The sequence below is a fragment of the Micromonospora sp. NPDC048839 genome, assembly GCF_040649915.1.
GTDB lineage: Bacteria > Actinomycetota > Actinomycetes > Mycobacteriales > Micromonosporaceae > Micromonospora.
In genome coordinates this window covers 26,668-52,271 of record NZ_JBEZGL010000021.1, presented here as the reverse complement: position 1 = coordinate 52,271, position 25,604 = coordinate 26,668, and the positions used below count along the sequence as shown (strand labels likewise).

25 protein-coding genes are annotated in these 25,604 nt (G+C 71.4%); 12 read left to right on the top strand and 13 right to left on the bottom strand.

From position 1 onward, the window contains the following. Window positions 1–80: 80 nt before the first annotated feature. Complete coding sequence (locus AB0C25_RS29895) at window positions 81–1,031, bottom strand: diacylglycerol kinase family protein (RefSeq protein WP_357377478.1); 951 nt, start codon at window positions 1,029–1,031, stop codon at window positions 81–83. On the opposite strand from AB0C25_RS29895, the gene AB0C25_RS29890 reads away from it, so the two are divergent. Next, the gene (locus tag AB0C25_RS29890) at window positions 1,030–1,458 is read left to right on the top strand and encodes a hypothetical protein (protein WP_357377476.1); all 429 of its coding nucleotides are present in this window, start codon (window positions 1,030–1,032) and stop codon (window positions 1,456–1,458) included. The two genes, AB0C25_RS29895 and AB0C25_RS29890, sit on opposite strands and share 2 nt — an antisense overlap. A 22-nt stretch (window positions 1,459–1,480) precedes the next feature. Here AB0C25_RS29890 and AB0C25_RS29885 read toward each other — a convergent pair whose 3' ends face one another. The 3 genes from AB0C25_RS29885 to sodN are packed head-to-tail and all read right to left on the bottom strand — an operon-like array spanning window position 1,481 to window position 2,888. After that, window positions 1,481–1,888, bottom strand: a complete 408-nt coding sequence (locus AB0C25_RS29885) for an ATP-binding protein (protein ID WP_355031264.1) — start codon at window positions 1,886–1,888, stop codon at window positions 1,481–1,483. Then, entirely contained in the window at window positions 1,885–2,487 is a 603-nt protein-coding gene (locus AB0C25_RS29880) for a GNAT family N-acetyltransferase (RefSeq protein WP_357377474.1), read from the bottom strand. The genes AB0C25_RS29885 and AB0C25_RS29880 overlap by 4 nt, the downstream gene beginning before the upstream one ends. Then, window positions 2,484–2,888, bottom strand: a complete 405-nt coding sequence (sodN, locus tag AB0C25_RS29875; protein ID WP_357377472.1) for a superoxide dismutase, Ni — start codon at window positions 2,886–2,888, stop codon at window positions 2,484–2,486. The genes AB0C25_RS29880 and sodN overlap by 4 nt, the downstream gene beginning before the upstream one ends. 84 nt (window positions 2,889–2,972) lie before the next feature. Here sodN and AB0C25_RS29870 point away from each other — a divergent pair, with 84 nt between their 5' ends. The 3 genes from AB0C25_RS29870 (at window position 2,973) to AB0C25_RS29860 (ending at window position 5,772) form a co-directional block, all read left to right on the top strand. Continuing rightward, a complete protein-coding gene (locus tag AB0C25_RS29870) occupies window positions 2,973–3,323 on the top strand; it encodes a S24 family peptidase (protein WP_357377470.1) in 351 nt (116 codons plus the stop codon). Between the two features lie 143 nt (window positions 3,324–3,466). After that, window positions 3,467–4,645, top strand: a complete 1,179-nt coding sequence (locus tag AB0C25_RS29865; protein WP_357377468.1) for an NADP-dependent malic enzyme — start codon at window positions 3,467–3,469, stop codon at window positions 4,643–4,645. Window positions 4,646–4,809: 164 nt separating this feature from the next. Then, complete coding sequence (locus AB0C25_RS29860) at window positions 4,810–5,772, top strand: zinc-binding dehydrogenase (RefSeq protein ID WP_357377466.1); 963 nt, start codon at window positions 4,810–4,812, stop codon at window positions 5,770–5,772. A gap of 134 nt (window positions 5,773–5,906) precedes the next feature. On the opposite strand, the gene AB0C25_RS29855 is transcribed toward AB0C25_RS29860, so the two are convergent. Continuing rightward, window positions 5,907–6,875: a chlorophyllase gene (locus AB0C25_RS29855; RefSeq protein ID WP_357377464.1), complete on the bottom strand. Its 969-nt coding sequence runs from the start codon at window positions 6,873–6,875 to the stop codon at window positions 5,907–5,909. A 98-nt stretch (window positions 6,876–6,973) separates the two neighbouring features. Continuing rightward, complete coding sequence (locus AB0C25_RS29850; protein WP_357377462.1) at window positions 6,974–8,023, bottom strand: aldo/keto reductase; 1,050 nt, start codon at window positions 8,021–8,023, stop codon at window positions 6,974–6,976. A 91-nt stretch (window positions 8,024–8,114) separates the two neighbouring features. Here AB0C25_RS29850 and AB0C25_RS29845 point away from each other — a divergent pair, with 91 nt between their 5' ends. Both AB0C25_RS29845 and AB0C25_RS29840 read left to right on the top strand, forming a co-directional pair. Then, window positions 8,115–8,687, top strand: a complete 573-nt coding sequence (locus AB0C25_RS29845) for a MerR family transcriptional regulator (RefSeq protein ID WP_357377460.1) — start codon at window positions 8,115–8,117, stop codon at window positions 8,685–8,687. Window positions 8,688–8,710: 23 nt separating this feature from the next. Next, complete coding sequence (locus AB0C25_RS29840) at window positions 8,711–8,884, top strand: hypothetical protein (protein ID WP_238677859.1); 174 nt, start codon at window positions 8,711–8,713, stop codon at window positions 8,882–8,884. 60 nt (window positions 8,885–8,944) lie between these two features. Here the strand turns inward: AB0C25_RS29840 and AB0C25_RS29835 are convergent, their stop codons facing one another. The 7 genes from AB0C25_RS29835 to AB0C25_RS29805 form a co-directional block, all read right to left on the bottom strand. Continuing rightward, on the bottom strand, window positions 8,945–10,060 hold the full coding sequence (locus AB0C25_RS29835; protein ID WP_357377457.1) for an acetate kinase: 1,116 nt from the start codon (window positions 10,058–10,060) through the stop codon (window positions 8,945–8,947). Further along, window positions 10,057–12,126, bottom strand: coding sequence for a phosphate acetyltransferase (gene pta, locus AB0C25_RS29830; RefSeq protein WP_357377455.1), 2,070 nt, complete (start codon window positions 12,124–12,126; stop codon window positions 10,057–10,059). Before pta ends, AB0C25_RS29835 begins: the two co-directional genes overlap by 4 nt. Window positions 12,127–12,393: 267 nt before the next feature. Further along, window positions 12,394–12,579 carry a DUF6104 family protein gene (locus AB0C25_RS29825; protein WP_357377453.1) on the bottom strand — a complete coding sequence of 62 codons (186 nt, stop codon included), beginning with the start codon at window positions 12,577–12,579 and terminating at the stop codon, window positions 12,394–12,396. 133 nt (window positions 12,580–12,712) lie between these two features. Continuing rightward, window positions 12,713–16,504 carry a multifunctional oxoglutarate decarboxylase/oxoglutarate dehydrogenase thiamine pyrophosphate-binding subunit/dihydrolipoyllysine-residue succinyltransferase subunit gene (locus AB0C25_RS29820; protein ID WP_357377451.1) on the bottom strand — a complete coding sequence of 1,264 codons (3,792 nt, stop codon included), beginning with the start codon at window positions 16,502–16,504 and terminating at the stop codon, window positions 12,713–12,715. Window positions 16,505–16,816: 312 nt separating this feature from the next. Further along, on the bottom strand, window positions 16,817–17,629 hold the full coding sequence (locus AB0C25_RS29815) for an ABC transporter permease (protein WP_357377449.1): 813 nt from the start codon (window positions 17,627–17,629) through the stop codon (window positions 16,817–16,819). Beyond that, entirely contained in the window at window positions 17,626–18,561 is a 936-nt protein-coding gene (locus AB0C25_RS29810; RefSeq protein ID WP_357377447.1) for an ATP-binding cassette domain-containing protein, read from the bottom strand. The genes AB0C25_RS29815 and AB0C25_RS29810 overlap by 4 nt, the downstream gene beginning before the upstream one ends. 142 nt (window positions 18,562–18,703) lie before the next feature. After that, the gene (locus tag AB0C25_RS29805) at window positions 18,704–19,351 is read right to left on the bottom strand and encodes a hypothetical protein (protein ID WP_357377445.1); all 648 of its coding nucleotides are present in this window, start codon (window positions 19,349–19,351) and stop codon (window positions 18,704–18,706) included. Window positions 19,352–19,501: 150 nt separating this feature from the next. Between AB0C25_RS29805 and AB0C25_RS29800 the strand changes: the two genes are divergently transcribed. The 6 genes from AB0C25_RS29800 (at window position 19,502) to AB0C25_RS29775 (ending at window position 25,554) form a co-directional block, all read left to right on the top strand. Then, a complete protein-coding gene (locus AB0C25_RS29800; RefSeq protein ID WP_357377443.1) occupies window positions 19,502–20,320 on the top strand; it encodes a GNAT family N-acyltransferase in 819 nt (272 codons plus the stop codon). Then, window positions 20,317–21,273: a lysophospholipid acyltransferase family protein gene (locus AB0C25_RS29795; RefSeq protein ID WP_357377441.1), complete on the top strand. Its 957-nt coding sequence runs from the start codon at window positions 20,317–20,319 to the stop codon at window positions 21,271–21,273. Before AB0C25_RS29800 ends, AB0C25_RS29795 begins: the two co-directional genes overlap by 4 nt. Before the next feature lie 517 nt (window positions 21,274–21,790). Beyond that, window positions 21,791–22,615 carry a DUF4097 family beta strand repeat-containing protein gene (locus AB0C25_RS29790; RefSeq protein ID WP_357377439.1) on the top strand — a complete coding sequence of 275 codons (825 nt, stop codon included), beginning with the start codon at window positions 21,791–21,793 and terminating at the stop codon, window positions 22,613–22,615. Continuing rightward, window positions 22,612–23,223, top strand: a complete 612-nt coding sequence (locus AB0C25_RS29785; RefSeq protein WP_357377437.1) for a PadR family transcriptional regulator — start codon at window positions 22,612–22,614, stop codon at window positions 23,221–23,223. Before AB0C25_RS29790 ends, AB0C25_RS29785 begins: the two co-directional genes overlap by 4 nt. Window positions 23,224–23,308: 85 nt before the next feature. Further along, window positions 23,309–24,010 (top strand): response regulator transcription factor, encoded by a 702-nt coding sequence (locus AB0C25_RS29780; protein WP_355033347.1) that lies wholly within the window; start codon window positions 23,309–23,311, stop codon window positions 24,008–24,010. Continuing rightward, window positions 24,007–25,554, top strand: a complete 1,548-nt coding sequence (locus AB0C25_RS29775) for a HAMP domain-containing sensor histidine kinase (RefSeq protein WP_357377435.1) — start codon at window positions 24,007–24,009, stop codon at window positions 25,552–25,554. Before AB0C25_RS29780 ends, AB0C25_RS29775 begins: the two co-directional genes overlap by 4 nt. Window positions 25,555–25,604: the final 50 nt, after the last annotated feature.

The following is a 25,604-nucleotide window of genomic DNA, read 5'->3' as shown; positions in this document are numbered from 1 at the left end:
CCGGCACCTGCCCCTCGGTGTGGCGGCGACCAAGTCGATCGGTTGTGGCCACCGTGTCGACCAAGGGCAGTACCCGAGACCTAGCAGATTACTCTCAGTGCGGCCGGAACGGAGGTGAATCTGACTTTCTCCCGCTCGCCGAGATAGTCGCCGTCGAGCTGAAACGCCTGCGGACGGCTGGAGACCAGCGTGAACTCCGCCGTGTCATGGAGTCGTAACACCTGCCGGCCGTGTGGATCCGGTTGCCGGGACAGGAACTGAGTCACTGTACGTGTTGTGCTAGCCACCCGGAGCTGACGTAGTGCCAGCACATCCAGCCCGAGGTCGAACGACGCCGCCGGGTTCGGGTTGACCTCCCGGTCGCCCAGGTACGTCCACGGTGCCGTGTTCTGGATGATGACCGTGGCCAGCTCGGCCTCGGACGGCTCGCCCGGACGCTCCAGCACGATCGCCGGATGCCGCCGGTCCGAGGCGAAGAAGTACTGATTCATGATCGAGCGCAGATAGAGCGTCGGCGTGGACACCCGACCCTTGCGCCGGGCCTGCTCCACCCGGTGGATGACCGCGGCGTCCAGGCCGAACCCCGCGCAGAAGGTGAAGTAGCGGTCGTCGGCGAGGCCCAGCCCCACCGTCCGGCTCCGGCCCAGGCGCAACCCTTCGAGGATCATGCTGGTCGCCTCCGGCCACTCCCGGGGCAGGCCCAGCGCGCGGGCGAACACGTTTGTCGACCCGCCCGGCACGGTCGCCAGCGCGGGCAACCGCTCGGCCATCGGTGCGTCGTCGGCGCGGGGCGGCGGGTCGGCCGTCATGAGGCCGTTCACCACCTCGTTCACGGTGCCGTCGCCACCCAGGGTGACGACCAGGTCGACGCCCTCGGCCGCGGCCTCCCGGGCCAGCGCCATCGCGTGTCCGCGCCGCCGGGTGTAGCGCACGCTGAGGTCGACTTCGCTGCGCAGCGCCCGGACGAGCACGTCCCGGCTGCGTTCGCTGGTGGTGGTGGCCTTCGGATTGACCACCAGGACGGCGTGCATGGGCGGCACTGTACCTCTCGGTAGCCCGGGTATCGTGGCGCGCGTGACCATCGACTCGGCTCCCGTCACGCTCCGCTGGGCGGTCCGGCTGCTCTGGGCGGAGGCGGCCGCCGTCGGGCTGATCGCGGCATGGCTGATCTGGGCCGACCTCACGGCCACCACCACCGATCTGGCGTCGGCGTTGCTGGTGACCGCGTTCGCCGTCGGGGCCGCGGTCGCGCTCTGGGCGCTGGGCCGGGCACTGTCGCGCCGCAAGGCGGGCGCCCGCGCGCCGGCGATCGTGCTTCAGCTGATGCTGCTGCCGATTGGATGGTTCATGATCCAGGGCGGGTTGGGCTGGCTGGGCGTGCCGCTGATGGCGCTCGGCCTGGGCGTGACCTGGCTGCTGGTCAGCCCCCCGACGACCCGGGCACTGGGCGTGGCGTGACCGACCTGGCGCGCCGCGCCGGTCAGTAGCCGCCGGAGCGGCGCGTGAGCAGCGCGATCGTGGCCCGACCGTCGACGGCCGTGGCGGACGCCGACGTCGTCAACGCGGTGAGCACCTTCCAGGCGAAGGACGACTCGGCCGGCAGCGTGGCGCCACGCACGGTCGGCACGGTCACCTCGACGGTCAACGCGTCCTCGGTGACCGCGAAGCGGCACTCCAACTCGGCGTCACGGGTGGCGATGGCGAGCAGCATGGCGCACGCCTCGTCGACCGCGATCCGCAGATCCTCGATCTCGTCCAGCGCGAACTGCAACCGGGCCGCGAGACCGGCGGTGGCGGTGCGGAGCACGCCAAGGTAACCGCCGTCGGCGGGCACCGTGAGGTGCACCACGTCGTCGTCGGTCGCTGGCTGGCCAGTCAGTTGAGTCACGCCTCATCCCCCCGGTCGGGGACTCTACCCGGTCGGTCGCCCGTGCGCGTGCCAGCGGTGGCGGCATGGTCCGCCAGCTCGCGCAGCGCGTCGCCACTGAGCCGATAGGGAACCCATTCGCTCATCTGCTCCGCGCCGATCGAGGCGTAGAACCCGGCGGCCGGGTTCCAGTCGATCATCCACCACTCCAGTCGCCGGTACCCGCGTCGTACGCAGATCTCGGCCAGGGCGGCGAGCAGCAGCCGACCCGCACCGGACCCCCGGGCGGTCGGCCGAACGTAGAGATCCTCCAGGTAGATGCCGTGCACACCGGCCCAGGTGGAGAAGTTGAGGAACCACAGCGCGAAGCCGATCGGCTCGTCCTGCTCGTCCACCGCGACGTGCCCGAAGAGCGCCGGGGCCGGCGCGGGGCTGGACGCGTCCGTGGCCGCGCCGCTGGCTGGAGCAGCCGGAAACAGGGCCGAGGTCAGCTGCTCGGCGGTGAGGTGGCACTGGTCGGCGGCCCGTTCGTACTCCGCCAGCTCGTGCACCATTGCGACGACGGCCGGCACGTCCTCGGGACGTGCCGGCCGGATCGTCAGGATGACCGGTGCGGTCACGCCTTCTTGGTCTCCCAGAAGATCTTCGAGATCTCGTCGATCTTCGAGAGGAGCTTGTCGGCGGTGGCCGGGTCGAGGCTGCCCTTGACGCCACCGGCGCCGGCGAGCTTGGTGGCCTCGTTGAACAGGCTGTGCAGGTTCGGGTACTTCTCGAAGTGCGGGGGCTTGAAGTAGTCGGTCCACAGCACCCAGAGGTGGTGCTTGACCAACTCGGCGCGCTGCTCCTTGATGATGATGGCGCGGGTGCGGAACTCCGGGTCGGTGTTCGCCTGGTACTTCTCGCAGATCATTTTGACCGATTCGGCCTCGATCCGAGCCTGAGCCGGATCGTAGACACCACACGGCAGGTCGCAGTGTGCGCTCGCGGTGACGCGGGGCGCGAGGATGCGCGGAAATCGCATCAGGATCCTCCATGGGAAGTTTGCGATGATCAAAGGCGACATTACTCCTGGGGGATGCTTTCCGAACGGACGGAGGTGAAACCAGTGGGCACCGATCACCCGCCTGAGGTGGCCCGGTTGCGCGGGCCGTTGACCGCCGTCCTGGTGGTCGGCCCGTCCATGGCACCGACGCTGCGGCACGGCGACTCGGTGCTGGTCCGCCCCGGCGACCGCCGGATCCGACCCGGGGACGTGGTGGTCGCGGTCTTCCGCACTCGTCCCGACCTGCTGGTGGTGAAGCGGGCGGTCCGGCAACAGGACGGCGGCTGGTGGCTGCGCGGCGACAACGAACTGGTCACCGACGACTCCCGGGCGTACGGGATCGCCGACGTACGGGGGCGGGTGCTGGTCCGATACTGGCCGCGCCCCGGTCGGGTACATCGCCGGCGGTTATGACCCCGCTCACATCCCGGTGTGGGCGTCGACACTATGCTCGAAGTGACCGGGTGACCCCCCGTACGCGTGCCACCGCTCGCCGCCCACCTCGCGGCCAGGCCCGGCCGCCTCACATCTGTTCGACAGATCCTGGAGTCACCGCCATGTCTTCGTCCACCGTGGACCCCGCTGATCCCGTCTTCCTGCTGCACCGGGGCGGCAAGATGGCCGTCACCTCGACCGTGCCGCTGACCAGCCGGGAGGACCTCTCCCTGGCGTACACCCCGGGGGTGGCCCGGGTGTGTGAGGCGATCGCCGCCGACCCGGCCCTGGTGGACGACTACACCTGGGTGTCGCACACCGTCGCGGTGGTCACCGACGGCTCGGCGGTGCTGGGGCTCGGCAACATCGGCCCACGTGCCGCGCTGCCGGTGATGGAGGGCAAGGCGGTGTTGTTCAAGCAGTTCGGTGGGGTGGACGCCGTCCCGGTCTGCCTGGACACGCAGGACGCGGACGAGATCGTCGCCGTGGTCCGGGCGCTGGCCCCCTCGTTCGGCGGGATCAACCTGGAGGACATCAGCGCCCCGCGCTGCTTCGAGATCGAGCGCCGGCTCGACGAGGCGCTGGACATTCCGGTCTTCCACGACGACCAGCACGGCACCGCGATCGTGGTGCTGGCCGCACTGCGCAACGCCGCCACCCTGCTCGACCGCAAGCTCGGCGACCTGCGGGTCGCGGTGAGCGGTGCGGGTGCGGCCGGGGTGGCCGTGACGAAGATGCTGATCGCCGGGGGCGTCAACCCCGACCAGGTGGTCGTCTGCGACTCCAAGGGCATCATCGGCCGGCACCGCACCGAGCTGACCGGCACCAAGGCCGAGTTGGCGGCTACCACGAACGCGGACGGCCGACACGGCGACATCACCGAGGCGCTGCGCGACGCCGACGTGCTGATCGGGGTTTCCGGCGGCCAGATCCCCGAGGCCGCGGTGGCGCGGATGGCACCCGGCGGGATCGTGTTCGCGCTGGCCAACCCGACCCCCGAGGTGCACCCCGAGGTCGCCGCCCGGCACGTCGCGGTGGTCGCCACCGGGCGCAGTGACTACCCCAACCAGATCAACAACGTGCTGGCCTTCCCCGGGGTGTTCCGCGGGGCGTTGGATGCCGGCGCGACCCGGATCACCGAGGCGATGAAGGTCGCCGCCGCGGACGCCATCGCCGGCGTGGTGGCCGAGTCGCTGACCGCCGACGCGATCGTCCCGTCGCCGCTCGACCCACGCGTCGCGCCGGCCGTCGCGGAGGCGGTCGCCGAGGCGGCCCGCCGCGACGGCGTCGCCCGCCGCTAGGGTCTGCGCGGCCCGCACAGGCGCCGGTGCGCTCCTGCGCAGCATGCGCTGGCCCTGTGTGTCGGCCGCGCTGGCCCTGTGTGTCGGCCGCGCTGGCCTGGGCCGGGGCGTTGCCGGCGCAGCATGCGCCGCGCGCCTTCTTAACGGGCGCTCAGCTTGTTACCGTGCCGATCATGCGTGCCGCCTTTGCCTCCCGCTTCAATGACGCCGACCCGCTCGCCGCGCTCACCGTCGGTGAGCGGCCCGAGCCGACCCACCCGGCCGACGACTGGGTGACCGTGCAGGTGCAAGCCACCTCGCTCAACCACCACGACCTCTGGTCGCTGCGTGGGGTGGGGCTCGCCGAGGCACAGCTGCCGATGATCCTCGGCTGCGACGCGGTCGGGTTGGACCCGGAGGGCCGCCCGGTGGTCGTGTACCCGGTGGTGGTCACTCCTGGTGACCCGCGCGGGGTCTCCATCCTCTCCGAGCACTTCGCCGGGACCCTCGCCGAGCGGGTCGCCGTACCCCGATCGAACCTGATCCCGCTGCCCGACGGCATGGCGGCGACCGACGCGGCGTGCCTGCCCACGGCCTGGCTGACCGCGTGGCGGATGCTGACCACCAAGGGCCGCGTCGCGGACGCCGACAGCGTGTTGGTCCAGGGCGCGGGCGGCGGCGTCGCCACCGCGGCCGTCGCGCTCGCCGTCGCGATGGGCAAGCGGGTGTACGCGACCAGCCGCGACGCCGGCAAGCGGGACCGGATCTCGGCTCTCGGCGCCACCGCCGTGGAACCCGGTGCCCGGCTGCCGGAACGCGTCGACGTGGTGATCGAGACGGTCGGCGCGGCCACCTTCGACCACTCGCTGAAGTCGGCCGCGCCGATGGCCCGGATCGTGGTCTCCGGCGCGACCGCCGGGCACGAGCCGGCGGTCAACCTGCGCCGGCTCTTCGCGATGCAGTTGGAGATCCTGGGCACCTCGATGGGCACGCCGGGTGAGCTGTACGAGCTGCTGGCATTCTGCTCGGACAACGAGGTGCGCCCGGTGGTGGACAGCGTGGTCCCGTTCGCCCGGGTCGAGGACGCCTTCGCCCGGCTGCACTCCGGGGACGCCTTCGGCAAGATCGTCATCGACCACACCGCCTGACGCGTTCATGATCCGCGCAACATCGGGGAAACTGCTGCCTCCGGCCGCGCCGAGGCAGCAGCATCCCTGATGTTGCGCGGATCTTCGCCCGGCCGCGACCGCCCCGCGCGGCCCGCGCGGCGCGGCCCGCCCGCTCAGAGGTGGTCGTCGAAGGTGGCGACGTCGCCGCGGGTCGCATCGGTCGGGATGCGCTTCCTGGCGTCGGCGTCACCGTAGAGCGACCAGCGCAGAAACTCGACGGACGTGTCCGAGACGACACGCAGCGTCGCGCCGTCGCTGAGCAGCGCCCGCCCGTGGTCACCCTTGGGCAGGCTCAGCATCGCCTTGGGCCAGGGCACCTTGTCGTACGCGGCCTTGCCCGCCGCGTACTCGACCACCTCGTCCAGCTCACCGTGCACGAACAGTTGCGGCGCGGCCGCGCCGGCGAACGCGGTGCCCACGCCGAGCGCGGTGCCCGCGAACACCACGCCCGCGTCCAGCCGCTCGTCCCGGTTGGCGGTGAACAGCCCGATCGTGGTCACCCCGCCGGCCGAGTGCCCGGCCGCGGCCACCCGTTCGCCGTCCAACCGGCCCCGCAACGCGTCGCCGGCCTTGCCGTCCAGCGCGAGCACCTGGTCCAACGCGTACGAGACGTCCGCCGGCTGGTTGAGCACGTCGAGGATGTTCTTGTCGCCGCCGGAGGAGGTGTGCGGGAAGGTCGGCGCGGCCACCACGAAACCCGCCGCCGCCCACCGGGTCAGCAGCGTGGCGTAGTCGTCCGGCCGCCCACCCAGCCCGTGGCTGAACATCACCACCGGAAACCGGCCCTCGGCCGCCGCCGCCGACCGCCTGGCCGCGCCGCCGGACTGCCCGGCCGCCGGGTACCAGAGCGTCGTCGGCAGCGCTCGGCCGTCCCGGTTCAGCTTCAGTTGGCGTACGCCGACCGCGAAGGCGCGCCGCGGGGCCTTTCCGGCGGGAACCTGTGGTGTCGGCGTGGCGGCGGCCTTCGGCTCGACCGGCGGAACCGGACCGCTCTGGCTCGGACGGGTGTCCGCTGAGCAGCCGGCCAGACCGGCCATCAGTACGGCGCTGGCCAGCAGTGCGGGAGTGACGCGACGCGACATGAACCCGATTGTGCCCCGACCGGCTGGGGTGCCCGGCGGGCATTGACGCGTTGTGTCCTTCCGGTCACCCGGGGCTGTGCCCTCGGAGACGGGCCCACTCAGGCCGCGGCACGGTCCGCGAGAGGACGACGCCGACGGGCGATGTCCGTCAGCGCGCGCAGTGGGAAGGCGGCATTGGGGTTGTACCGGTTCGTGCCGGGCGGCACGATCTCGTCGATCCGGTCGAGGGTCGCGTCGTCGAGGGTGAGCGTGGCGCCCTTGAGCAGATCTTCCAGTTGCGGCATGGTGCGCGGTCCGATGATCGCCGAGGTGACGGCCGGATGGGCCACGGTGAAGGCGATGGCGAGCTGTGGAAGCGTGCAGCCGATGCTCGCCGCGAGGTCGACGAGCTGCTCGACGGCGTCGAGTTTTGCGGCGTTCTCGGCGATCGTGGGATCGAACTGCGCCGGCCGCAGTGCGGCCCGCCCGGTCGACAGGTCGACGGGCTGGTCCCTGCGGTACTTCCCGCTGAGAAATCCGAAGGCGAGCGGGCTCCAGACCAGCACCCCCATGCCGTAGCGCTGGCAGACCGGCAGGGTCGAGGCCTCGACGCCACGGGCCAGGATCGAGTACGGCGGTTGCTCGGTGCGCAGGCGTCCGAGGCCGCGGCGCTCGGAGACCTGGTGCGCCTCGACGATCTCCTCGGCGGGGAACGTCGAGCAGCCGAACGCTCGGATCTTGCCCTCGCGGACGAGGTCGGTGAGCACCGAGAGCGTCTCCTCGATGTCGGTCGAGGGGTCGGGACGGTGGATCTGGTAGAGGTCGATCCAGTCGGTGTCCAACCGCCGGAGGCTCCCCTCGACCGCCTTGAGGATCCACCGCCGCGAGTTGCCACCCTGGTTCGGGCCCTCACCCATCGGGAAGTGCACCTTGGTGGCCAGCACGACGTCGTCGCGGCGCCCGCGCAGCGCCCTGCCCACGATCTGTTCGGACTCGCCCTGGCCGTACATGTCGGCCGTGTCGACGACGTTGATGCCCTGGTCGAGGGCGGTGTGGACGATGCGGACGCAGTCGTCGTGGTCGGGATTGCCGACGGCACCGAACATCATGGTCCCGAGGCAGTGGGTGCTGACCTCGATGCCGGTGCCGCCGAGGGTGCGATAGCGCATGCCGATGCTCTCCTAGCTGGTTCAGTGGTGATCACCTGGCACCGTAGGAGCTGGAGTCGGCTCTAGGTCAACCCCCGTTACCCTGCTCGGCATGGCTGAGGTCACCGCGGGTCTGAGTATCGGACAGGTCGCCGAACGCACCGGCTTGAGCGTGCACGCGCTCCGCTTCTACGAGCAGCAGGGGATTTTCGTCAGCCCGGTACGCCGTGGCTCCACCGGGCGTCGCGTCTACACCCAGGACGACGTGGACTGGCTGACCGTCTGCGTCATTCTCCGCGCCTCCGGCATGCCGCTGCCGGCGCTGCGCCGCTACACCGAACTGGTTCGCGAGGGCGCGGGCAACGAGGAGGAACGACTCGCGCTCATGCGTGCGCACCACGTGCGCGTCACGGACCAGATCGGCCAGCTCACCCAGAGCCTGGATCTGATCAGCTTCAAGGTCGGGGTGTACGAGGACCTGCTCGACGAGGCTCGGCCCGCAGTCGAGTCAGGTCGTCCGCGTCCTTCGGACGGCGGGGCCGCTCCGGCACACACCGGAACCCCTGCCGATCCGGCCACCTCGACCACCTCGGCGATGGTGGACAACTGCCGGAGCGCAAGCTCGTCCCGCGAAGGACCGTACCTGGGTCGGCAGGATCACTGGGCCGGGGACGGTGCCGCCTGACCAGCTTCGCTAGGGTCACCGACATGCCTGAGAACTACACGGACCCCAGCGGCAACACCGAGGCGTTCCGCGCCTTCAACCAGACGCCGGAGGCTGCGGCACCGACGGAGGCCCCTTCCCGCCTGCCGCTCATCATCGGTGCGGCAGTGGTCGTCGTGGTGCTGGTGGCACTCGTCGCCTGGCTGGCGACCGGCTGATCGAGTCGCACCGACTCGCGCGCACCCTCGGGATTCCCGGGGGTGCGCGCCTGCGTGGCGTCAGGCCGCCCCGACCACGTCCCGGGTCTGCCGGGCGATCTCCCGTTCCTCGTCGGTGCGGATGACACAGACGCTCACCTCGGTGCCGTCGGGTGAGATGACGCGGTCGCCCGCGCCGTCGTTGCGCGCATCGTCGACGGCGATACCGAGCCGGTCCAGGCCGGCCAGCGCGGCTGCCCGGACGGGCGCGGCGTGCTCGCCGACCCCGGCGGTGAAGGCGATCGCGTCGACGTGGCCGAGCAGCGCGTAGTAAGCCCCGACGTACTCGGTGATCCGCCGGCAGTACACGTCGAAGGCCAGCGCCGCAGCCCGGTCCCCAGCCGCCCGGCGCGCAAGCACCTCGCGCATGTCGTTGGCGCCGGTCAGCCCGAGCAGCCCGCTGCGGTGGTTGAGCAGGTCGTCGATCTCGTCGACCGACAGCCCGGCCTCCCGGCGCAGGTGGAAGATCACCGTGGGGTCGAGGTCGCCGCTGCGGGTGCCCATCACCAGCCCCTGCAACGGGGACATGCCCATCGAGGTGGCGACGCTGCGACCGTTGGCCACCGCGCAGGCGCTGGCCCCGTTGCCCAGGTGCAGGGTGATCGTGTTGACCTGGTCGTACGGGCGGCCGAGCAGTTCGGCGGTACGCCGGGACACGTACGCGTGCGAGGTGCCGTGGAAGCCGTACCGGCGGATGTCGTACCGCTCGGCGGTGTCCCGGTCGATCGCGTACGTCGCGGCGGCCTCCGGCAGGGTGTGGTGGAACGCGGTGTCGAAGACGGCGACCTGCGGGACGTCCGGGAGCGCCGCGCGGGCCACCTCGATGCCGGCCAGGTTGGCCGGATTGTGCAGCGGGGCGAGCGGCACCAGGTCCTTGATCGCGGCCAGGACCGTGTCGTCGACGAGCACCGGCGCACTGAACGTCCGGCCACCGTGCACCACCCGGTGCCCGACCGCCTCCAGCCCGCCCAGGTCGAGTCCGTCCAGGATCTGCCGGACCGCGCTGGCGTGGTCCGCCGGGCCACCACCGGGCTCACCGATCCGTTCGACGGTGCCGTGGTCGAGCACCCGGTCCCCGTCGTAGAGGCGCCACTTCACCGACGACGACCCGCAGTTGAGCACCAGCACCCGACTCATGAGGCCTCCTCGGTGGCCGCCTGGATGGCGGTGATCGCCACCGTGTTGACGATGTCCGGCACGGTCGCGCCGCGGGACAGGTCGTTCACCGGCCGGCGCAGACCCTGCATGACCGGGCCGACGGCGACCGCCCCGGCCGAGCGCTGCACCGCCTTGTACGTGTTGTTGCCCGTGTTCAGGTCCGGAAAGATGAATACGGTGGCCTGGCCGGCGACCGCGCTGCCCGGCAACTTCGTCGCCGCCACCGCCGGGTCGATCGCCGCGTCGTACTGGATGGGTCCCTCGACCAGCAGGTCGGGCCGGCGCTCCCGGACCAGGGCGGTGGCCGTGGCGACCTTCTCCACGTCCGCGCCCGCGCCGGAGCTGCCGGTGGAGTACGACAGCATGGCCACCCGTGGTTCGATCCCGAACCGGGCGGCGGTGTCGGCCGACGAGATCGCGATGTCGGCGAGCTGCGCGGCGTCCGGGTCGCGGTTGACCGCGCAGTCGCCGTAGACGAGCACCCGGTCGGCGAGCAGCATGAAGAAGACGCTGGAGGCCACCGAGACGTCCGGCAGCGTACGGATGATCTCGAAGGCCGGTCGGATGGTCGCGGCGGTGGTGTGCGTGGCGCCGGAGACCATGCCGTCGGCCCGTCCGGTCGACACCATCAGCGTGCCGAAGTAGTTGGGCTGCGCCACGATGTCGTGCGCCAGTTCGGCGGTGACGCCCCGGTGGGCGCGCAGCCGCGCGTACTCGGTGGCGAAGTCGTCGCGCCATTCACTGGTGACCGGGTCCACCACGCTCGCGTCACCGAGGTCGATGCCCAGCTCACGGGTCCGCCGGACGATGTCGTCAGGTCGGCCGAGCAGCGTCAGCTCGGCCACGCCCCGGCGTAGCAGGATCTCCGCCGCGCGCAGGATCCGCTCGTCGGTGCCCTCCGGCAGCACGAGGTGCCGGGGCTTCGAGCGGGCCCGGTCGATCAGCTCGTTCTCGAACATCAGCGGGGTGACCCGCGTCGACCGGCTGACCCGCAGCCGGCGAGCCAGGTCGTCGGTGTCCACGCAGCGCTCGAACGCGCCCAGCGCGGCCTCCACCTTGCGCGGGTTGGCCGTGCTGGGCCGACCCTCGATCCGGCTGGACGCGGCCACCGTGTCGTAGCTGTCGCTGGCCACCGACAGCACCGCCAACCCGGTGTTCAGCCCCTGGACCAACCGCATCACCCGGGGGTCCGGCTGCTCGCCGAGCGTGAGCACCAGCCCGGCCACCGACGCCTGGCCGGCCACGTGCGCGGCACTCGCGGCCACGAGCAGGTCGGCCCGGTCCCCGGGGGTGATCACCAGGGCGCCTTCGGTGAGGTGGTCCAGCAGGGTCGGCACGTGCGCCGCGCCGACCACGAAGTCCAGCACGTCCCGGCTGAGCGCGGCGTCGTCCCCGGCCAGCAGGGTGGCACCGAGCGCCGCCGCCACCTCGGCCACCGTCGGCGCCGACACGCTCGGCACCTCCGGGATGGCGTACGCGGGGACCGGCAGGTCGGGCAGCGTCATCGGCTCGGTCACCCGGTTGGCGATCACCGCGAGCACCGTCGCGCCCAGGTCGGTCAGATCGTGGTACGCCCCGCGCACCGCGGACGCGACCGCCGCCGGCTCCTGCCCGAGGCCGTCCACCACCGGCACCACCACGCTGCCGAACTCGGTGGCCAGCCGGGCGTTGAAGGCCAGCTCGCGAGGATGGGCCGGATCGCCCGGGTCGTCGAAGTCGCTGCCCACCACGACCACGGCGGGGCACTGCCGCTCCACTGCCCGGTACCGCTCGACAACCGTGGAGATCAGTTGCTCACGTCGACCGTCGGCGACCAGCGCCGCCGCCTGGGTGTAGGTCGCCCCGGCCAGCTCCGACAGCGGCAGCTCGACCCGGTAACGCTCACTGAGCAGGGCGAGGATCGGATCCGGACCGGTGTCGGCGACCAACGGCCGGAACACGCCGATCCGACCCACCTGGCGGGACAGCAACTCCGCCAGTCCGAGAGCGATCGTCGACTTGCCCCCGCCCGAACCAACGCTGGTCAGATACACACTGCGAGCCACACGCCAACCCTAGAAGATCGTGAGTGTGACGAGCCTGGTGGGCCGAGAAGGCGACCCCGGGATTGGGCGTGTCGTCGGCCGGTCGGCGAGGTGTCCAGGTCCTCCTTTGCTCTGCTTCAACCCGCGCAACAGCCGATGTCCGGATATCGGACGCTCGCCGTTGCGTCCGTTGAAGCAGAGCAAAGGAGACGACGCAGCGGTGCCGACCCCGCGCCAGCAGCGTCAAGCCCGTCCTGGCCGGAGGGTCACGACGTGCGGGCGGGACTGTCAGGCGTCTTCGTCGTCGGGGTCGTCCAGGCGGGCCAGGTACGTTGCCAGGCGCTCGATGGGGGTTTCGAAGTCGGGGTTGAGGTCGACGAAGTCGCGCAGGCGCTCGCCCAGCCACTCCAGGGTCACCTGCTCGGCGCCCCGGCGCTCGACCAGCTCCTCGATGCCACGGTCGGTGAAGTACATCGGGTACGTCCTCGTGCTCGGCCCGGCGCGGGCCGGGCGGATGGGCGGGTGGGTCGATGGGTCCGTGGACCGACGCGAGCCGGGGCAGGACCGTGGGTAACGGCCCTGCCCCGGCTCGCGTGGTGCGGTCAGGTCACGGGCGGGGGAGAGCCGCCTCGATCAGCGCGTTCTGCTCGACCTCGTGGGTCTTGGCCGAGCCGACCGCCGGGGCAGCCGCGGCCGGGCGGGAGATCCGCCGCAGCCGGACGTCCGTGAGGTGCTCCAGCAGGTTGAGCGCGACGAACGACCAGGCGCCCTGGTTGGCTGGCTCCTCCTGCACCCAGGCGAAGTCCTCCGCGTTCGGGAACTGCGCGAGGGCGGCCCGGATCTCCTCCACCGGCAGCGGGTACAGCTGCTCGATCCGGAGGATCGCGGTGTCGGTGACGCCGCGCTCCTGCCGGGCCTGGAACAGGTCGTAGTAGACCTTGCCGGAGCAGAGCAGCACCCGCTTCACCGACTCCGGGGCCGGTGCCGCCGTGTCGCGCAGCACCGGCTGGAAGGTGCCGGTGGTGAAGTCCTCCACCGAGGAGACGCAGAGCTTGTGCCGCAGCAGCGACTTCGGCGTGAACACCACAAGTGGCTTGCGCTTGGGCGACAGGGCCTGGCGGCGCAGCAGGTGGAAGTAGTTCGCCGGGGTGGTCGGGATGGACACCCGCATGTTGTCCTCGGCGCACATCTGCAGGAACCGCTCCGGCCGACCGGAGGTGTGGTCCGGGCCCTGGCCCTCGTGGCCGTGGGGGAGCAGCAGGGTGACGGCGGAGCGCTGACCCCACTTCACCTCGCCGGACGAGATGAACTCGTCGATCACCGACTGGGCGCCGTTGACGAAGTCGCCGAACTGGGCTTCCCAGGCGACCAGGGCGTTGATGTTCTCCACCGAGTAGCCGTACTCGAAGCCCATCGCCGCGTACTCGCTGAGCAGCGAGTCGTGCACGAAGAACCGGGAGCGCTCGCCGTCGCCGGTGAGCGACTTCAGCGGCAGGTAGTCGTCGCCGGTGCGGGAGTCGACCACCGAGGCGTGCCGCTGGACGAACGTGCCGCGACGCGAATCCTGCCCGGCGAGCCGGACGGTGACCCCGTCGTGCAGCAGCGCCCCGAGCGCGATGATCTCGCCGAAGCCCCAGTCGATGTTGCCCTCGACGGACATCTTGGCCCGCCGGTCCAGCAGTTGCTGGATCCGCTTGTGCGGAGTGAAGCCCTCGGGGAGGTTGATGTGCGCCTCGCCGATCGCCTTCACGACCGACGCGTCGGTTGCGGTGTCGACCTGCGGCTCCGGCTCCTCCTCGCGACGCGGCCGGTTGAGCTGGCGGGGCGCCGAGGCGGCGTCCCGGGTGGCCTTGAAGACCTTCTCCAGCTGCGCCTGGTAGTCGCGCAGCAGCTCTTCCGCGTCTTCCACGGTGATGTCGCCGCGACCGATCAGCTCCTCGGTGTAGAGCTTGCGCACCGAGCGCTTCGAGTCAATGATCTTGTACATCTGGGGGTTGGACATCGACGGGTCGTCGCCCTCGTTGTGCCCGCGCCGGCGGTAGCAGACCATGTCGATCACGACGTCCTTGTTGAACGTCTGCCGGTATTCGAAGGCCAGCCGAGCCACCCGGACCACGGCCTCCGGGTCGTCGCCGTTCACGTGGAAGATCGGCGCCTGGATCATCCGGGCCACGTCGGTGCTGTAGAGGCTGGACCGGCTGTACTCCGGGGCGGTGGTGAAGCCGACCTGGTTGTTGACCACCACGTGCACGGTGCCGCCGGTGCGGTAGCCGCGCAACTGCGACAGGTTGAGCGTCTCGGCGACCACGCCCTGCCCGGCGAACGCCGCGTCACCGTGCACCGCCAGCGGCAGCACGGTGTAGCCCTCCAGCTTGAGGTCGATCCGGTCCTGCTTGGCGCGGACGATGCCTTCCAGCACCGGGTCGACGGCCTCCAGGTGCGACGGGTTGGCCACCACCGACACCTTCACCGAGTGCCCGCCGTCCGGGGTGGTGAACTTGCCGTTCTGGCCCAGGTGGTATTTCACGTCGCCGGAGCCCTGCGTCGAGCGCGGGTCCAGGTGGCCCTCGAACTCCGAGAAGATCTTCTCGTACGGCTTGCCGACGATGTTGGCCAGCACGTTGAGCCGACCCCGGTGCGCCATGCCGATGACGACCTCGTCCAGGCCGTTCTCGGCGGACGACTCCAGCACCTCACCGAGCAGCGGGATCAGCGACTCGCCGCCCTCCAGGGAGAAGCGCTTCTGGCCCACGTACTTGGTCTGCAGGAAGGTCTCGAACGCCTCGGCGGCGTTGAGCCGGTTGAGCACGTGCTTCTGCTCGTCGGCGGCCGGCTTCTCGTACTTGCGCTCGATCCGTTCCTGCACCCAGCGCCGCTCCTCCGGGTCCTGGATGTGCATGTACTCGATGCCGACGCGGCGGCAGTACGAGTCGCGCAGCACGCCGAGGATCGAGCGCAGCTTCATCCGCTGCCGGCCGGCGAAGCCGTTGACCGGGAACTCGCGGTCCAGGTCCCAGAGGGTGAGCCCGTGCTGGAGGACGTCCAGGTCGGGGTGCTTGCGGATCTTGAATTCCAGCGGGTCGGTGTCGGCCATCAGGTGACCGCGCACGCGGTACGCGTGGATCAGCTCGTGCACCCGGGCGGTCTTGTTGATCTGGCCCTCGGAGTTGACCGCGACGTCGCGCATCCAGCGCACCGGCTCGTACGGGATGCGCAGCGAGGTGAAGATCTGGTCGTAGAAGCCGTGCTCGCCGAGGATCAGCTCGTGCATCACCTTGAGGAACTCGCCGGACTGTGCGCCCTGGATGATCCGGTGGTCGTACGTGCTGGTCAGCGTGATGATCTTGCTGACGGCCAGCTCGGCCAGGGTGGCCTCGGACATGCCCTGGTAGGGGGCCGGGTACTCCATCGCACCGACGCCGATGATCGCGCTCTGCCCCTGCATCAGGCGGGGCATCGAGTGCACGGTGCCGATGCCGCCCGGGTTGGTCAGCGAGATCGTGGTGCCGCTGTAGTCGTCCATGGTCAGCTCGTTGCGCCGCGCCCGCCGGACCACGTCCTCGTACGCCTGCCAGAACTGGCGGAAGTCCATCGTCTCGCAGCCCTTGATGGAGGGAACCACCAGGTTGCGGCTGCCGTCCGGCTTGGCCAGGTCGATCGCGATGCCGAGGTTGACGTGGGCGGGGCGGACCATCGCCGGCTTGCCGTTGGCCTCGGCGAAGGAGTTGTTCATCTCCGGGTGCTGGGCCAGCGCCCGGACCATCGCGTACCCGACCAGGTGGGTGAAGCTGACCTTGCCACCGCGCCCCCGGGCGAGGTGGTTGTTGATCACGATGCGGTTGTCGACGAGCAGCTTCGCCGGGACCGCGCGCACGCTGGTCGCGGTGGGCACGCTCAGCGAGGCGTCCATGTTCTGGACGATCTTCGCGGCGACGCCCCGCAGGGGCGTGGTCTGTGGGCCGTCGGCGCTCGGCGCGGCGGCCGGCTTGGCCGGGGCCGCCTTCGCCGGGGCGGCCTTGGGCGCGGCCGGCGCGGCAGCGGGCTTGGCCTGCGCCGACTGGGCGGCGGACGACTGGGCGGCGGGCGACTGCGCGGCGGGCGACTGCGCGGCGCTCGGCTTGCTCGCGGTCGCCGGCGGCGTGGCGCTCGGCTGGCTGACCGTGGCGGCTGCCTCCGGCTGCCCGTCCGGCTCGGGAGCGGCGGTCGGCTTTTCCGACGCCTCAGCCCCGCGTGGCGTGGCCGCGCCGGGCGCCGGCCGGTAGTCGGCGAAGAAGTCGTGCCAGGCCGAATCGACGCTCGATGGGTCGGCGAGGTACCGCTGGTACATCTCCTCGACGATCCACTCATTCGGGCCGAAACCCGCCAGTGGGTTCTCCTGCGAAGTCTGCTGGGTCGACACGGCCGGTAATCGCCTCTTTCACGCGGGTTTGTGTGGCACGCGGTGTGTCCCTCGTGCCCGATTAGGAGCACGGACTGGACGGCTCCCAGGCTACGCCGTACGGATCCCGTAGGCATTTCAGCCTCGGCCCCGTGGCCGGTTTCACAGAAGATGCCAGAAGTTCAGCAACCGCTGCGCGGCCGGCCGAGGGCTGGTAACGCGCGGCAGATCGAGGCTGGTGACCCGCAGCAGATCGCTGGTGACGCACGGCCAACTCCGGCGTGGTGCCGGCCCCGGGGCGGCCAGCTCGCCGCCCCGGGGTCGGAAACGCCGTCAGGCGATGTCGCGACGTCGAGTGATCAGGATTCCGACGATGCCACTGACCAGCGCGTAGCCCACCAGCACCAGGGCGCCGACCCACCAGTCGGGGGTCATGTCGGTGCTGCTCCCGCTGATCATCACCTGGGATGCCACCGAGGGCCAGACCACCTGCCACTTCATCACCGCCTCGTTGTCCAGCCAGCCGGAGAGGAGGAAGAAGAGCAGCTGCGCCACCTGGGTGCCGATCAGGTACAGCACCGAGGCGGTGATCACCGCGCCGAGCTGGTTGGGGATCAGCGTGCCGATGCCCACCCCGAGGACCGTCCAGATCATGTACGCCAGCAGGTTCAGCAGCAGCGCCCGGTGCACCGTCCACTCGCCGAGCTGCGTGCCGTGCCCATCCAGGCTCAGGAAGATCGACCCGGCGGCCAGGTCGATCACCGTGGTGACCAGCCAGAAGCCGAAGCCCAGCAGTGAGGCGGCACCGAGCTTGGCCAGGATCACCGAGGTGCGCCGCGGGGTGGTCAGGTACGTCGTGGTCGCGGTCTGGTGGAAGACCTCGTTGGTGACCATCAGGATGCCGATCAGCATCACGAACATCAGTCCGAGGTACTGCCCCGAGGTGTACAGGTTGGCCGCCTGGTTGGCGGGGGCGGCCTGATCCCCGCTGACACCGACGTTCTGCCCGTCGCCGGCGAGCGCCTCGTGGGCGACCCAGGCGTTGAGGGCGAACGCCAGCACCAGGGCGAGGAACGCGCCCAGGGCCAGCCACCACCACGTGCTGGTGGTGCGGATCTTGAGCAGTTCGGCTCGGACCAGGTTCATCGGATGCCCGCCTTTCCGGCCGTCAGCTCCAGGAAGACCCGTTCCAGGTCGGGTCGTTCGGTGGTCAGTTCGTGCAGCTCGACGCCGGCGGCCAGGGCGGTCCGGCCGATCGTCGGGGCGTCCACCCCGGCGACCAGCAGCACGCCCTGCTCGTCGGTGTCGACGGTCGCCGACTGCGCCTTCAGCGCCGCGACCAGCGCCTCGGCCTGCGGCGTGCGGACCCGCACCCGGGCGGTCTGCGCCATCGAGCCGAGGACCTGGTCGACAGGTCCCTGCCGGACCAGCTGCCCGGCCGCGATGATCACCACGTCGTCGGCGAGGAGCTGCATCTCCGACAGCAGGTGGCTGGAGACCAGCACGGTGCGGCCTTCGTGGGCGAGGTTCTTGAGGAACCCGCGCATCCACCGGATGCCCTCCGGGTCGAGCCCGTTGGCGGGCTCGTCGAGGATCAGCACGCGAGGGTCGCCGAGCATGGCGGCGGCGATGCCCAGCCGCTGCTTCATGCCCAGCGAGTAGCCCTTGAACTTGCGCTTCGCCGCCGGGGTCAACCCGACCAGGGCCAGCGCCTCGTCGGCCCGCTGCCGGGGCAGCCCGGCCGCCGCGCAGATGACCCGCAGGTGGTTGATGCCGGTACGGCCCTTGTGCGCGCTGGAGGCTTCCAGCACCGCGCCGACGTGCCGGAGCGGGTCCGTGAGATCGGCGTACCGGTGGCCGCTGATGGTGGTCGTGCCCGCGGTCGGCGTGACCAGGTTCAGCAGCATGCGCAGGGTGGTGGTCTTACCAGCGCCGTTCGGGCCGAGGAAGCCGGTCACCCGCCCCGGTGCCACGGTGAAGGACAGGTTGTTCACCGCCCGCACGTTCTTGTACTGCTTCGTCAGACCGGACACCACGATCTGACCGTCGCTGGTGGGGCTTCGCTGCCCGTCAGTCATCGTTCTCCTCCCGTGTACGGCGTCGAGGTACGCCGTGGCACAGCGTGACGGCCCGGGGCACCAAGGTCAATCAGGCTCGGTCCCTATGTTCGTCTCCGTCGCAGGGCGGAGGCGACTCCACCCTGCGGACGACGGACCGGGTTCAGCGGGCGATCCAGGTCGCCCGCGCCGCGCCGAGCAACGCGCCGTCCGGGCCGTACAGGCTGGTGTGCACGAGCGCCTTGCGCCCATCGACGTCGAGCAACGCCCCGGTCACCACGCAGTCGTCGCCCGGCCCCGGCAGCGCGGTGACCACGGCGGCGATCCGACCCAACAGGTACGGGCGGCCCGGCGCGAGGACCGTCCAGCCGCCGGGGCAGTCCAACGCCGCCCAGACCGTGGCGGCGCTGACCCGCTCGGGCGCCCGGAACGGCGCGGCGGTCCGCCCATCAGGTAGCCGGCCGGGAAAGATCCGCAGCCCGTCGGTCCGCTGCGGCCCGCAGACGTAACAACCGGGGAACGGATGCTCGGCCAGGCCGGGGTAGCGGGTCGCCGCGGCCACCGCGGTGTCCAGGTCGACCGGGGGTACGACGACGTCGACCACGTCGGCCGGGCGCACCTCGGCCACCAGCTCGCCGGCCGGGTCACGGACCTCGCCGTCGGTGAGGATCAGCTCGGTGTCCAGTGGTGGCGGTCGGCGCAGCGTCACCTCGACCGGGCCCGTGCCGCCCGCCTCGGCGGCGAACACTCCCGCGCTCCAGCCGCCGTTGCCCGAGCCGGGCGGCCCGTTGTAGCGGGACTCGATCCGCATCGTCGACCTCCGGTGGGGCATGCCGGCGTCGTCGCCGGTTCGTCGCGCAGCCTCGCACGACCACCCGTGGGACGCATCTGCCGGCCGGCGTTCATCCTGCCGACACCGGTGGTCTGAGTGAATGGCAACCCGAGCACCTACACAGATCCCATGGCCGTTCTGCATGCCGCTGGCGCACCCCTGACGACCAGCGGATACACCCTGCTGATCGCCGACGACCCCATCCAGGTCGCGGCCGCGCAACGCCTGCGCCACGAGGTGTTCGCCACCGAGCTCGGCGCCACCCTCCTCCCCGGCGCCGCCGGGCTGGACGTGGATCCCTTCGACGCGCACTGCGACCACCTGATCGTCCGCGAGGACAGCACCGGCCAGGTGGTCGGCACGTACCGTCTGCTGCCGCCGGGCCGCACCACCCGCCGGTACGCCGAGGACGAGTTCGACCTCGGCGCGCTCGACCCGCTCCGCGACGACCTGGTCGAGGCGGGCCGGTCGTGTGTGCACCCGGACCACCGCTCCGGCGCGGTGATCAATCTGATGTGGGCGGGCATCGTCCGATACCTGCACCTGCGGGGCTCCCGTTGGCTCGGCGGCTGCGCGTCGGTGCCGGTGGCCGACGGTGGGCGGACGGTCGCCGAGGTGTGGACCCAGGCCCAGACCCGGCACCTGTCGCCGCCGCCGCTGCGGGTCCGCCCGCTGCGGCCCTGGTTCGCCGAGTCGGCCGCCGGTCCGGTGCCCGCCGGTCCGGTGCCCGCCGGTCCGGTGCCCGCCGGGCCGATGGCCGCCGCCGAGCCGGCGGGCCGCGTCGCGGTACCGCCGCTGCTGCGTGGCTACCTCCGGCTGGGCGCGTGGATCTGCGGCGAGCCGTCGTACGACCCCGACTTCGGCTGCGCGGACTTCTACGTGCTGTTCTGCCTGGACCGGATGAACCCGCGTTACCTGCGGCACTTCCTGGGCGAGGCGCAGCGATGACCGCCGGGTCGCACGACCTGTGGCGGCCGTCGTCGGGTTGCGACGACGACTGTCTGCCACCGACCGGCGCGGTGCCCACCGTGTCGGTGACCCGTCGGGTGCTGCGGTTGGTCGCCGTGTCCGGCATGCTGCTGGCCGGCGTCGGCCTGGTGGTGCTGCTGCCCGTACTGCCGGTCCGGGAACGGCACGCGGCGGTGCGCGGTTGGGCCCGGTCCACCGCGCGGGCCTTCGGGGTCCGGCTGGTGATCCGGGGTCGACTGCCCCGGCGGCGGGCGCTGCTGGTCGCCAACCATGTCTCGTGGCTGGACATCCTCGCGGTGCTGGCCGTCGCGCCCACCCGGATGGTGGCGAAGCGGGAGATCCGCTCCTGGCCGGTGTTCGGCCTGCTGGCCGCGGCGGCGCGGACCGTCTTCGTGGACCGCGCCCGGCCGCGCGCGCTACCGGCCATGGTCGGCCGGATCGCCGACACGCTGCGCGCCGGCCGGTCGGTCGCGGTCTTCCCGGAGGGGACGACCTGGTGTGCGGGCGCCGGTGCGGCCGACTGCCGCCCCGGCGGCGGCTTCCGGCCCGCGACGTTCCAGGCGGCCATCGACACGGGCAGCCCGGTGGTGCCACTGCGGATCGCCTACGCCTGCACGGCCACCGGTACGACCACCACGGCCGCTGCCTTCCTCGGTGCGGACACGTTGCTGCGGTCGGTGGTCCGGGTGGTCACGGCGCGGGATCTGGTGGTGTCGGTGACGATCGCCGCCGCGCTGCATCCGGCCCGTACCGCCGACCGGCGGTTGCTGGCTCGGGCCGCCGAGTCCGCCGTACACCTGGTGCCCGCGGCGGCGCGGAGCCGGCCGCACCCGGTGCCCACGACGACCCCGGCGGTCGCGGTGCCCACGGCGGTCCCGGCGGTGCCCGTGCCGACGCCAGCCGTCGGCGGCGGGCTGGATCTGGCGGCCTGAGGACGGCGGCCCTGCGCCGTGCCCTGCGCCGTGCCCGTGGCCCTGCGCTCCGAGCCCGCGGCCCGCGCCCACCAAGATCGCGCTCCGAGCCCGCGCTCCGAGCCCGCGTTCCGAGCCTGTGCCCCGAGCCCGCGTTCCGAGCCCGCGTTCCGAGCCCGCGTTCCGAGCCCGTGCCCCGAGCCCGTGCCCCGAGCCCGTGCCCCGCGCCCGCCAAGATCGCGCTCGATCCAGCAAGTAGTGGCCTCCGGGATGTGGGATGCCACTACATCAAGGATCGAGCGCGATCTTGGTATACGGGGTGGGTTCGGGGAGCAAGATCTTCGCAACTTCGGTGATGTTGCTGCCTGGTGCGCGTCTGAGGCAGCAACATCCGGGAAGGTGCGCGGATCTTGGGGGCGGATCTTGGCGCGCGCAGGACGGCCGGCAACTCGCGACCTGTCTTGTGCTGTCGCGATGTATCGCGTTACTGTCTGCTCGTCCGGCGCGCGTTGGCGCGCCGTCGAGAGGAGGACGCGCCATGGCCGGATGGACGGTCGAGAGCCCGCAGCGGCTCACCGTGGACGGGCCGGTCACCCGGCTGGACGTCCGCCTGGTCAGTGGGCGGCTCAACGTGGTCGCCGCCGACGGCCCGACTCGGATCGACGTGACCCAGGTCGGCCGTCGGCCGGTCGTGATCGAGCATGCCGACGGCCGGCTCAGCATCCGTCAGGAACGCGGTCGGAGCTGGTCGGACGTCCTGCGGTGGTTCCGGATGATCCACCGCTACCCCCGGGTGGACGTCTCCATCGCCGTGTCCGCCGACGTCCTCGCCGACCTGGGCCTGGTCGCGGGCTCGCTCGTCGTCTCGGGCCTACGCCGGCAGACCAGGGTCCACGTCACCGCCGGCCAGATCACCCTGATGGGACTGCGTGGCACCACCACGGCGAACATCACCTCCGGCCCGGTGGAGGCGCTCGGCGTCCGCGGCGACCTCACCCTGGAGACGGTCTCCGGCGAGGTGATCCTCGCCGACAGCGCCGCCGACCGGGTACGGGCGCAGACCGTCTCCGGCGCCATCACCTGTGACCTGGACAACCCCCGGCACAGCGAGATCCGGTTGACCACCATCTCGGGCGGCATCACCGTCCGGGTCCGCGCGGACAGCGACCTCGCCGTCCAGCTGAACACCGCCTCCGGGCGCATCACCAGCGGCTTTCCGCAGCTGCGCAGCTCGACGTTCCCGGTGCGCAACAGCGAGGGAGTGATCGGTGCCGGCAACGGTAAGCTCTGGGCTTCCGCGACCTCGGGGAGCATCGCCCTGCTCGCCCGAGCCGTCGACCACGATGGGGAGGAGCTGCCGTGACCGCCGTGTTCAGCCACGGGCGGCTCCGGCTCTACCTGCTCAAGCTGCTCGACGACGGCCCGAAGCACGGCTACGAGCTGATCCGCCTGCTGGAGGACCGTTTCCTCGGGCTCTACGCGCCCAGCGCCGGCACCATCTACCCCCGCCTGCAACGGCTGGAGGTCGAGGGTCTGGTCAGCCACACCGCGGCCGGCGGCCGCAAGACGTACGACATCACCGACGCCGGCCGGGCGGAGCTGCGCCAACGGGCCGGCGAGTTGGAAGCCCTCGAGGCGGACATCGCGGCCTCGGTGGCCGACCTCTCCACCCTGGCCGGTGAGATCCGCAGCGAGGTACGAGGCTCGGTTCGCGACCTCAAGCGGGAGCTGAGCGAGGCCACCCGGCAGACCCGGCGCACCCGGTGGGACGCACCGGCACCGCCGCCCCGGCCGGCGTCGACCGTCGGGCCGCAGGCCGAGCTGCTCGACGAGCTCGACAAGCGGCTGCACGCGTTCAGCGCCGAGGTGGGCCGGTTGACGCGCGCCCGGCCGTTCAGCGACAACCAGCTGCGCACCGCGATCCGGCTGCTCGACGGCGCCCTGGACGGGCTGCGCCGCCTGCTGCGCTGACCGGAGTCGCCGAACGGCGGTGACTCACAGGATTTTTGCAGGAACTGTCCAGCGCTGGCGCAGTGATGTCACCGATGATGGGCGCATGCCCGCTACCCAGACCGAGGCGCGACTTCTCGTCGTCGAGGACGACCCCAACATCCTCGAACTGCTCTCCGCGAGCCTGCGCTTCGCGGGGTTCGACGTGGCCACGGCGACCAGTGGGAGCGCGGCGCTCAACGCCGCGAAGGACCACCGGCCCGACCTGGTGGTGCTCGACGTCATGCTGCCGGACCTGGACGGCTTCGAGGTCATCCGGATGCTCCGCGAGGGCGGCACGCGTACCCCGGTGGTCTTCCTGACCGCTCGGGACGCCACCGACGACAAGATCCGTGGGCTGACCCTGGGTGGTGACGACTACGTCACCAAGCCGTTCAGCCTGGAGGAGTTGACCGCCAGGATCCGGGCCGTGCTGCGCCGCACCACGACCGGCGGGCAGGCGCCCTCCCGGCTCACCTTCGCCGACCTGGAGTTGGACGAGGAGACCCACGAGGTGCACCGGGCCGGCCAGCGCGTGCAGCTGTCGCCGACCGAGTTCAAGCTGTTGCGCTACCTGATGCTCAACGCCAACCGGGTGCTGTCCAAGGCGCAGATCCTCGACCACGTCTGGAACTACGACTTCCGTGGTGACGACAACATCGTCGAGTCCTACATCTCCTACCTGCGACGCAAGGTCGACACCACCCAACCCCGGTTGATCCACACGCTGCGTGGCGTCGGGTACGTGCTGCGCAAGCCGGCGGCGTGAACGCGGTCCAGCAGGCGAAGGGGCGGCTGCGGGGCGTACCGCTGCGGGTCAAACTGGTGACCGCGGTGCTGCTGCTCGTGGCCGCCGCGCTGCTGGTGATCAGTTCGCTGACCACCGTCTTCCTGCGCAGCTACCTGGTCACCCAGGTCGACACCGAGTTGAGTGTCTCGGCACGCAGTCTCGACGAGGTCGTCACCGCGCAGCGGGGCAGTGTGGGCTTTCCGACCGACTACCTGCTGGCGGTCATCGACCCGAGAACCGGCCGGCAAGTGTTCTACGACGACAAGCGTTTCGTGCTGGACGACCTGCCACCGATCCCGTCGGACGCCGCCGGCTTCGAGAAGCTGGAGAGCAAGCCCTTCACCGTCCGGGCCCGGGACAGCAAGGTGCGTTGGCGGATGCTCTACACCCAGCTGCCCAACGGTCAGCCCCTGGCCATCGGTCAGCACCTCACCGACGTCGACCAGGCGGTGAGGCGGCTGGTCTGGATCGACCTGCTGGTCGGCGGGTCAGTGCTGATCATGCTGGCCTCGGTGGGCGCGGCGATCGTCCGGACCAGCCTCAAACCGCTTGTCGAGATCGAACGAACCGCTGCCGCCATCGCCGGCGGCGACCTGACCCGGCGCGTGCCCGACCCGGAGGAGGGGCAGGTCGAGCCCACCTCGGAACTGGGCCGCCTCTCCCGCGCGCTGAACGCGATGCTCACCCAGATCGAGGCGGCGTTCACCGCCCGAGCCGCCTCGGAGATGTCGGCGCGCTCGGCGGAGAGCTCCGCCCGGGACGCTGCCTACGCCGCTCAGGCGTCCGAGGCGCGGGCCATCCGCTCCGAGGAGCGGATGCGACGCTTCGTCGCGGACGCCTCGCACGAACTACGGACCCCGCTGACCACCATCCGCGGTTTCGCCGAGCTGTACCGGCAGGGCGCGGCCCGGGAGCCCGAGCAGACCGCCGGCCTGCTGCGCCGCATCGAGGACGAGGCGGCCCGGATGGGGCTGCTGGTGGAGGACCTGCTGCTGCTCGCCCGGCTGGACCGGGAACGGCCACTCGCACTGAGTCCGGTGGAACTGCCGGTGCTCGCCTCCGACGCCGTGCAGGCCGCCCGGGTGATCGCTCCGGACCGCCGGATCGAGCTGGAGATCGAGCCCGGATCGGGTCCGCTCGTCGTCTCCGCCGACGACCCGCGGCTGCGTCAGGTGATCGGCAACCTGGTCACCAACGCGCTCACCCACACCCCGCCGGACGCCGAGATCCGGGTGCGGTTGCGGGCCGAACCGGGAGGCCACGCCGTCATCGAGGTGGCCGACAGCGGTCCGGGCCTCTCGCCGGAGCAGGCGGAACGGGTCTTCGAGCGGTTCTATCGGGCCGACGCGGCACGCACGCGGCGGGCCGACGGCAACACCGGCACCGGCCTCGGCCTGGCGATCGTGGCGGCGCTCGTCGCCGCGCACGGCGGCTCGGTCGAGGCGGCCGAGACACCCGGCGGCGGGGCCACCTTCCGGGTCCGGTTGCCGCTGCTGCCGCAGGTCGACGACATCGGCGAGTGACTTTCAGCCAACTTCCAGGACGGTTCCAGGTTGATTGCAGTGCCGAGGGA

Coding starts and splice junctions, on each gene's coding strand:
- AB0C25_RS29805 (WP_357377445.1), bottom strand. CDS start 19,351: ATGCGGATCGAGTCCCGCTACAACGGGCCGCCCGGCTCGGGCAACGGC.
- AB0C25_RS29845 (WP_357377460.1), top strand. CDS start 8,115: ATGGCTGAGGTCACCGCGGGTCTGAGTATCGGACAGGTCGCCGAACGC.
- AB0C25_RS29800 (WP_357377443.1), top strand. CDS start 19,502: ATGGCCGTTCTGCATGCCGCTGGCGCACCCCTGACGACCAGCGGATAC.
- AB0C25_RS29855 (WP_357377464.1), bottom strand. CDS start 6,875: ATGTCGCGTCGCGTCACTCCCGCACTGCTGGCCAGCGCCGTACTGATG.
- AB0C25_RS29825 (WP_357377453.1), bottom strand. CDS start 12,579: ATGTACTTCACCGACCGTGGCATCGAGGAGCTGGTCGAGCGCCGGGGC.
- AB0C25_RS29795 (WP_357377441.1), top strand. CDS start 20,317: ATGACCGCCGGGTCGCACGACCTGTGGCGGCCGTCGTCGGGTTGCGAC.
- AB0C25_RS29850 (WP_357377462.1), bottom strand. CDS start 8,023: ATGCGCTATCGCACCCTCGGCGGCACCGGCATCGAGGTCAGCACCCAC.
- AB0C25_RS29835 (WP_357377457.1), bottom strand. CDS start 10,060: ATGAGTCGGGTGCTGGTGCTCAACTGCGGGTCGTCGTCGGTGAAGTGG.
- AB0C25_RS29790 (WP_357377439.1), top strand. CDS start 21,791: ATGGCCGGATGGACGGTCGAGAGCCCGCAGCGGCTCACCGTGGACGGG.
- AB0C25_RS29810 (WP_357377447.1), bottom strand. CDS start 18,561: ATGACTGACGGGCAGCGAAGCCCCACCAGCGACGGTCAGATCGTGGTG.
- AB0C25_RS29890 (WP_357377476.1), top strand. CDS start 1,030: ATGGGCGGCACTGTACCTCTCGGTAGCCCGGGTATCGTGGCGCGCGTG.
- AB0C25_RS29780 (WP_355033347.1), top strand. CDS start 23,309: ATGCCCGCTACCCAGACCGAGGCGCGACTTCTCGTCGTCGAGGACGAC.
- AB0C25_RS29865 (WP_357377468.1), top strand. CDS start 3,467: ATGTCTTCGTCCACCGTGGACCCCGCTGATCCCGTCTTCCTGCTGCAC.
- sodN (WP_357377472.1), bottom strand. CDS start 2,888: ATGCGATTTCCGCGCATCCTCGCGCCCCGCGTCACCGCGAGCGCACAC.
- AB0C25_RS29815 (WP_357377449.1), bottom strand. CDS start 17,629: ATGAACCTGGTCCGAGCCGAACTGCTCAAGATCCGCACCACCAGCACG.
- AB0C25_RS29840 (WP_238677859.1), top strand. CDS start 8,711: ATGCCTGAGAACTACACGGACCCCAGCGGCAACACCGAGGCGTTCCGC.
- AB0C25_RS29895 (WP_357377478.1), bottom strand. CDS start 1,031: ATGCACGCCGTCCTGGTGGTCAATCCGAAGGCCACCACCACCAGCGAA.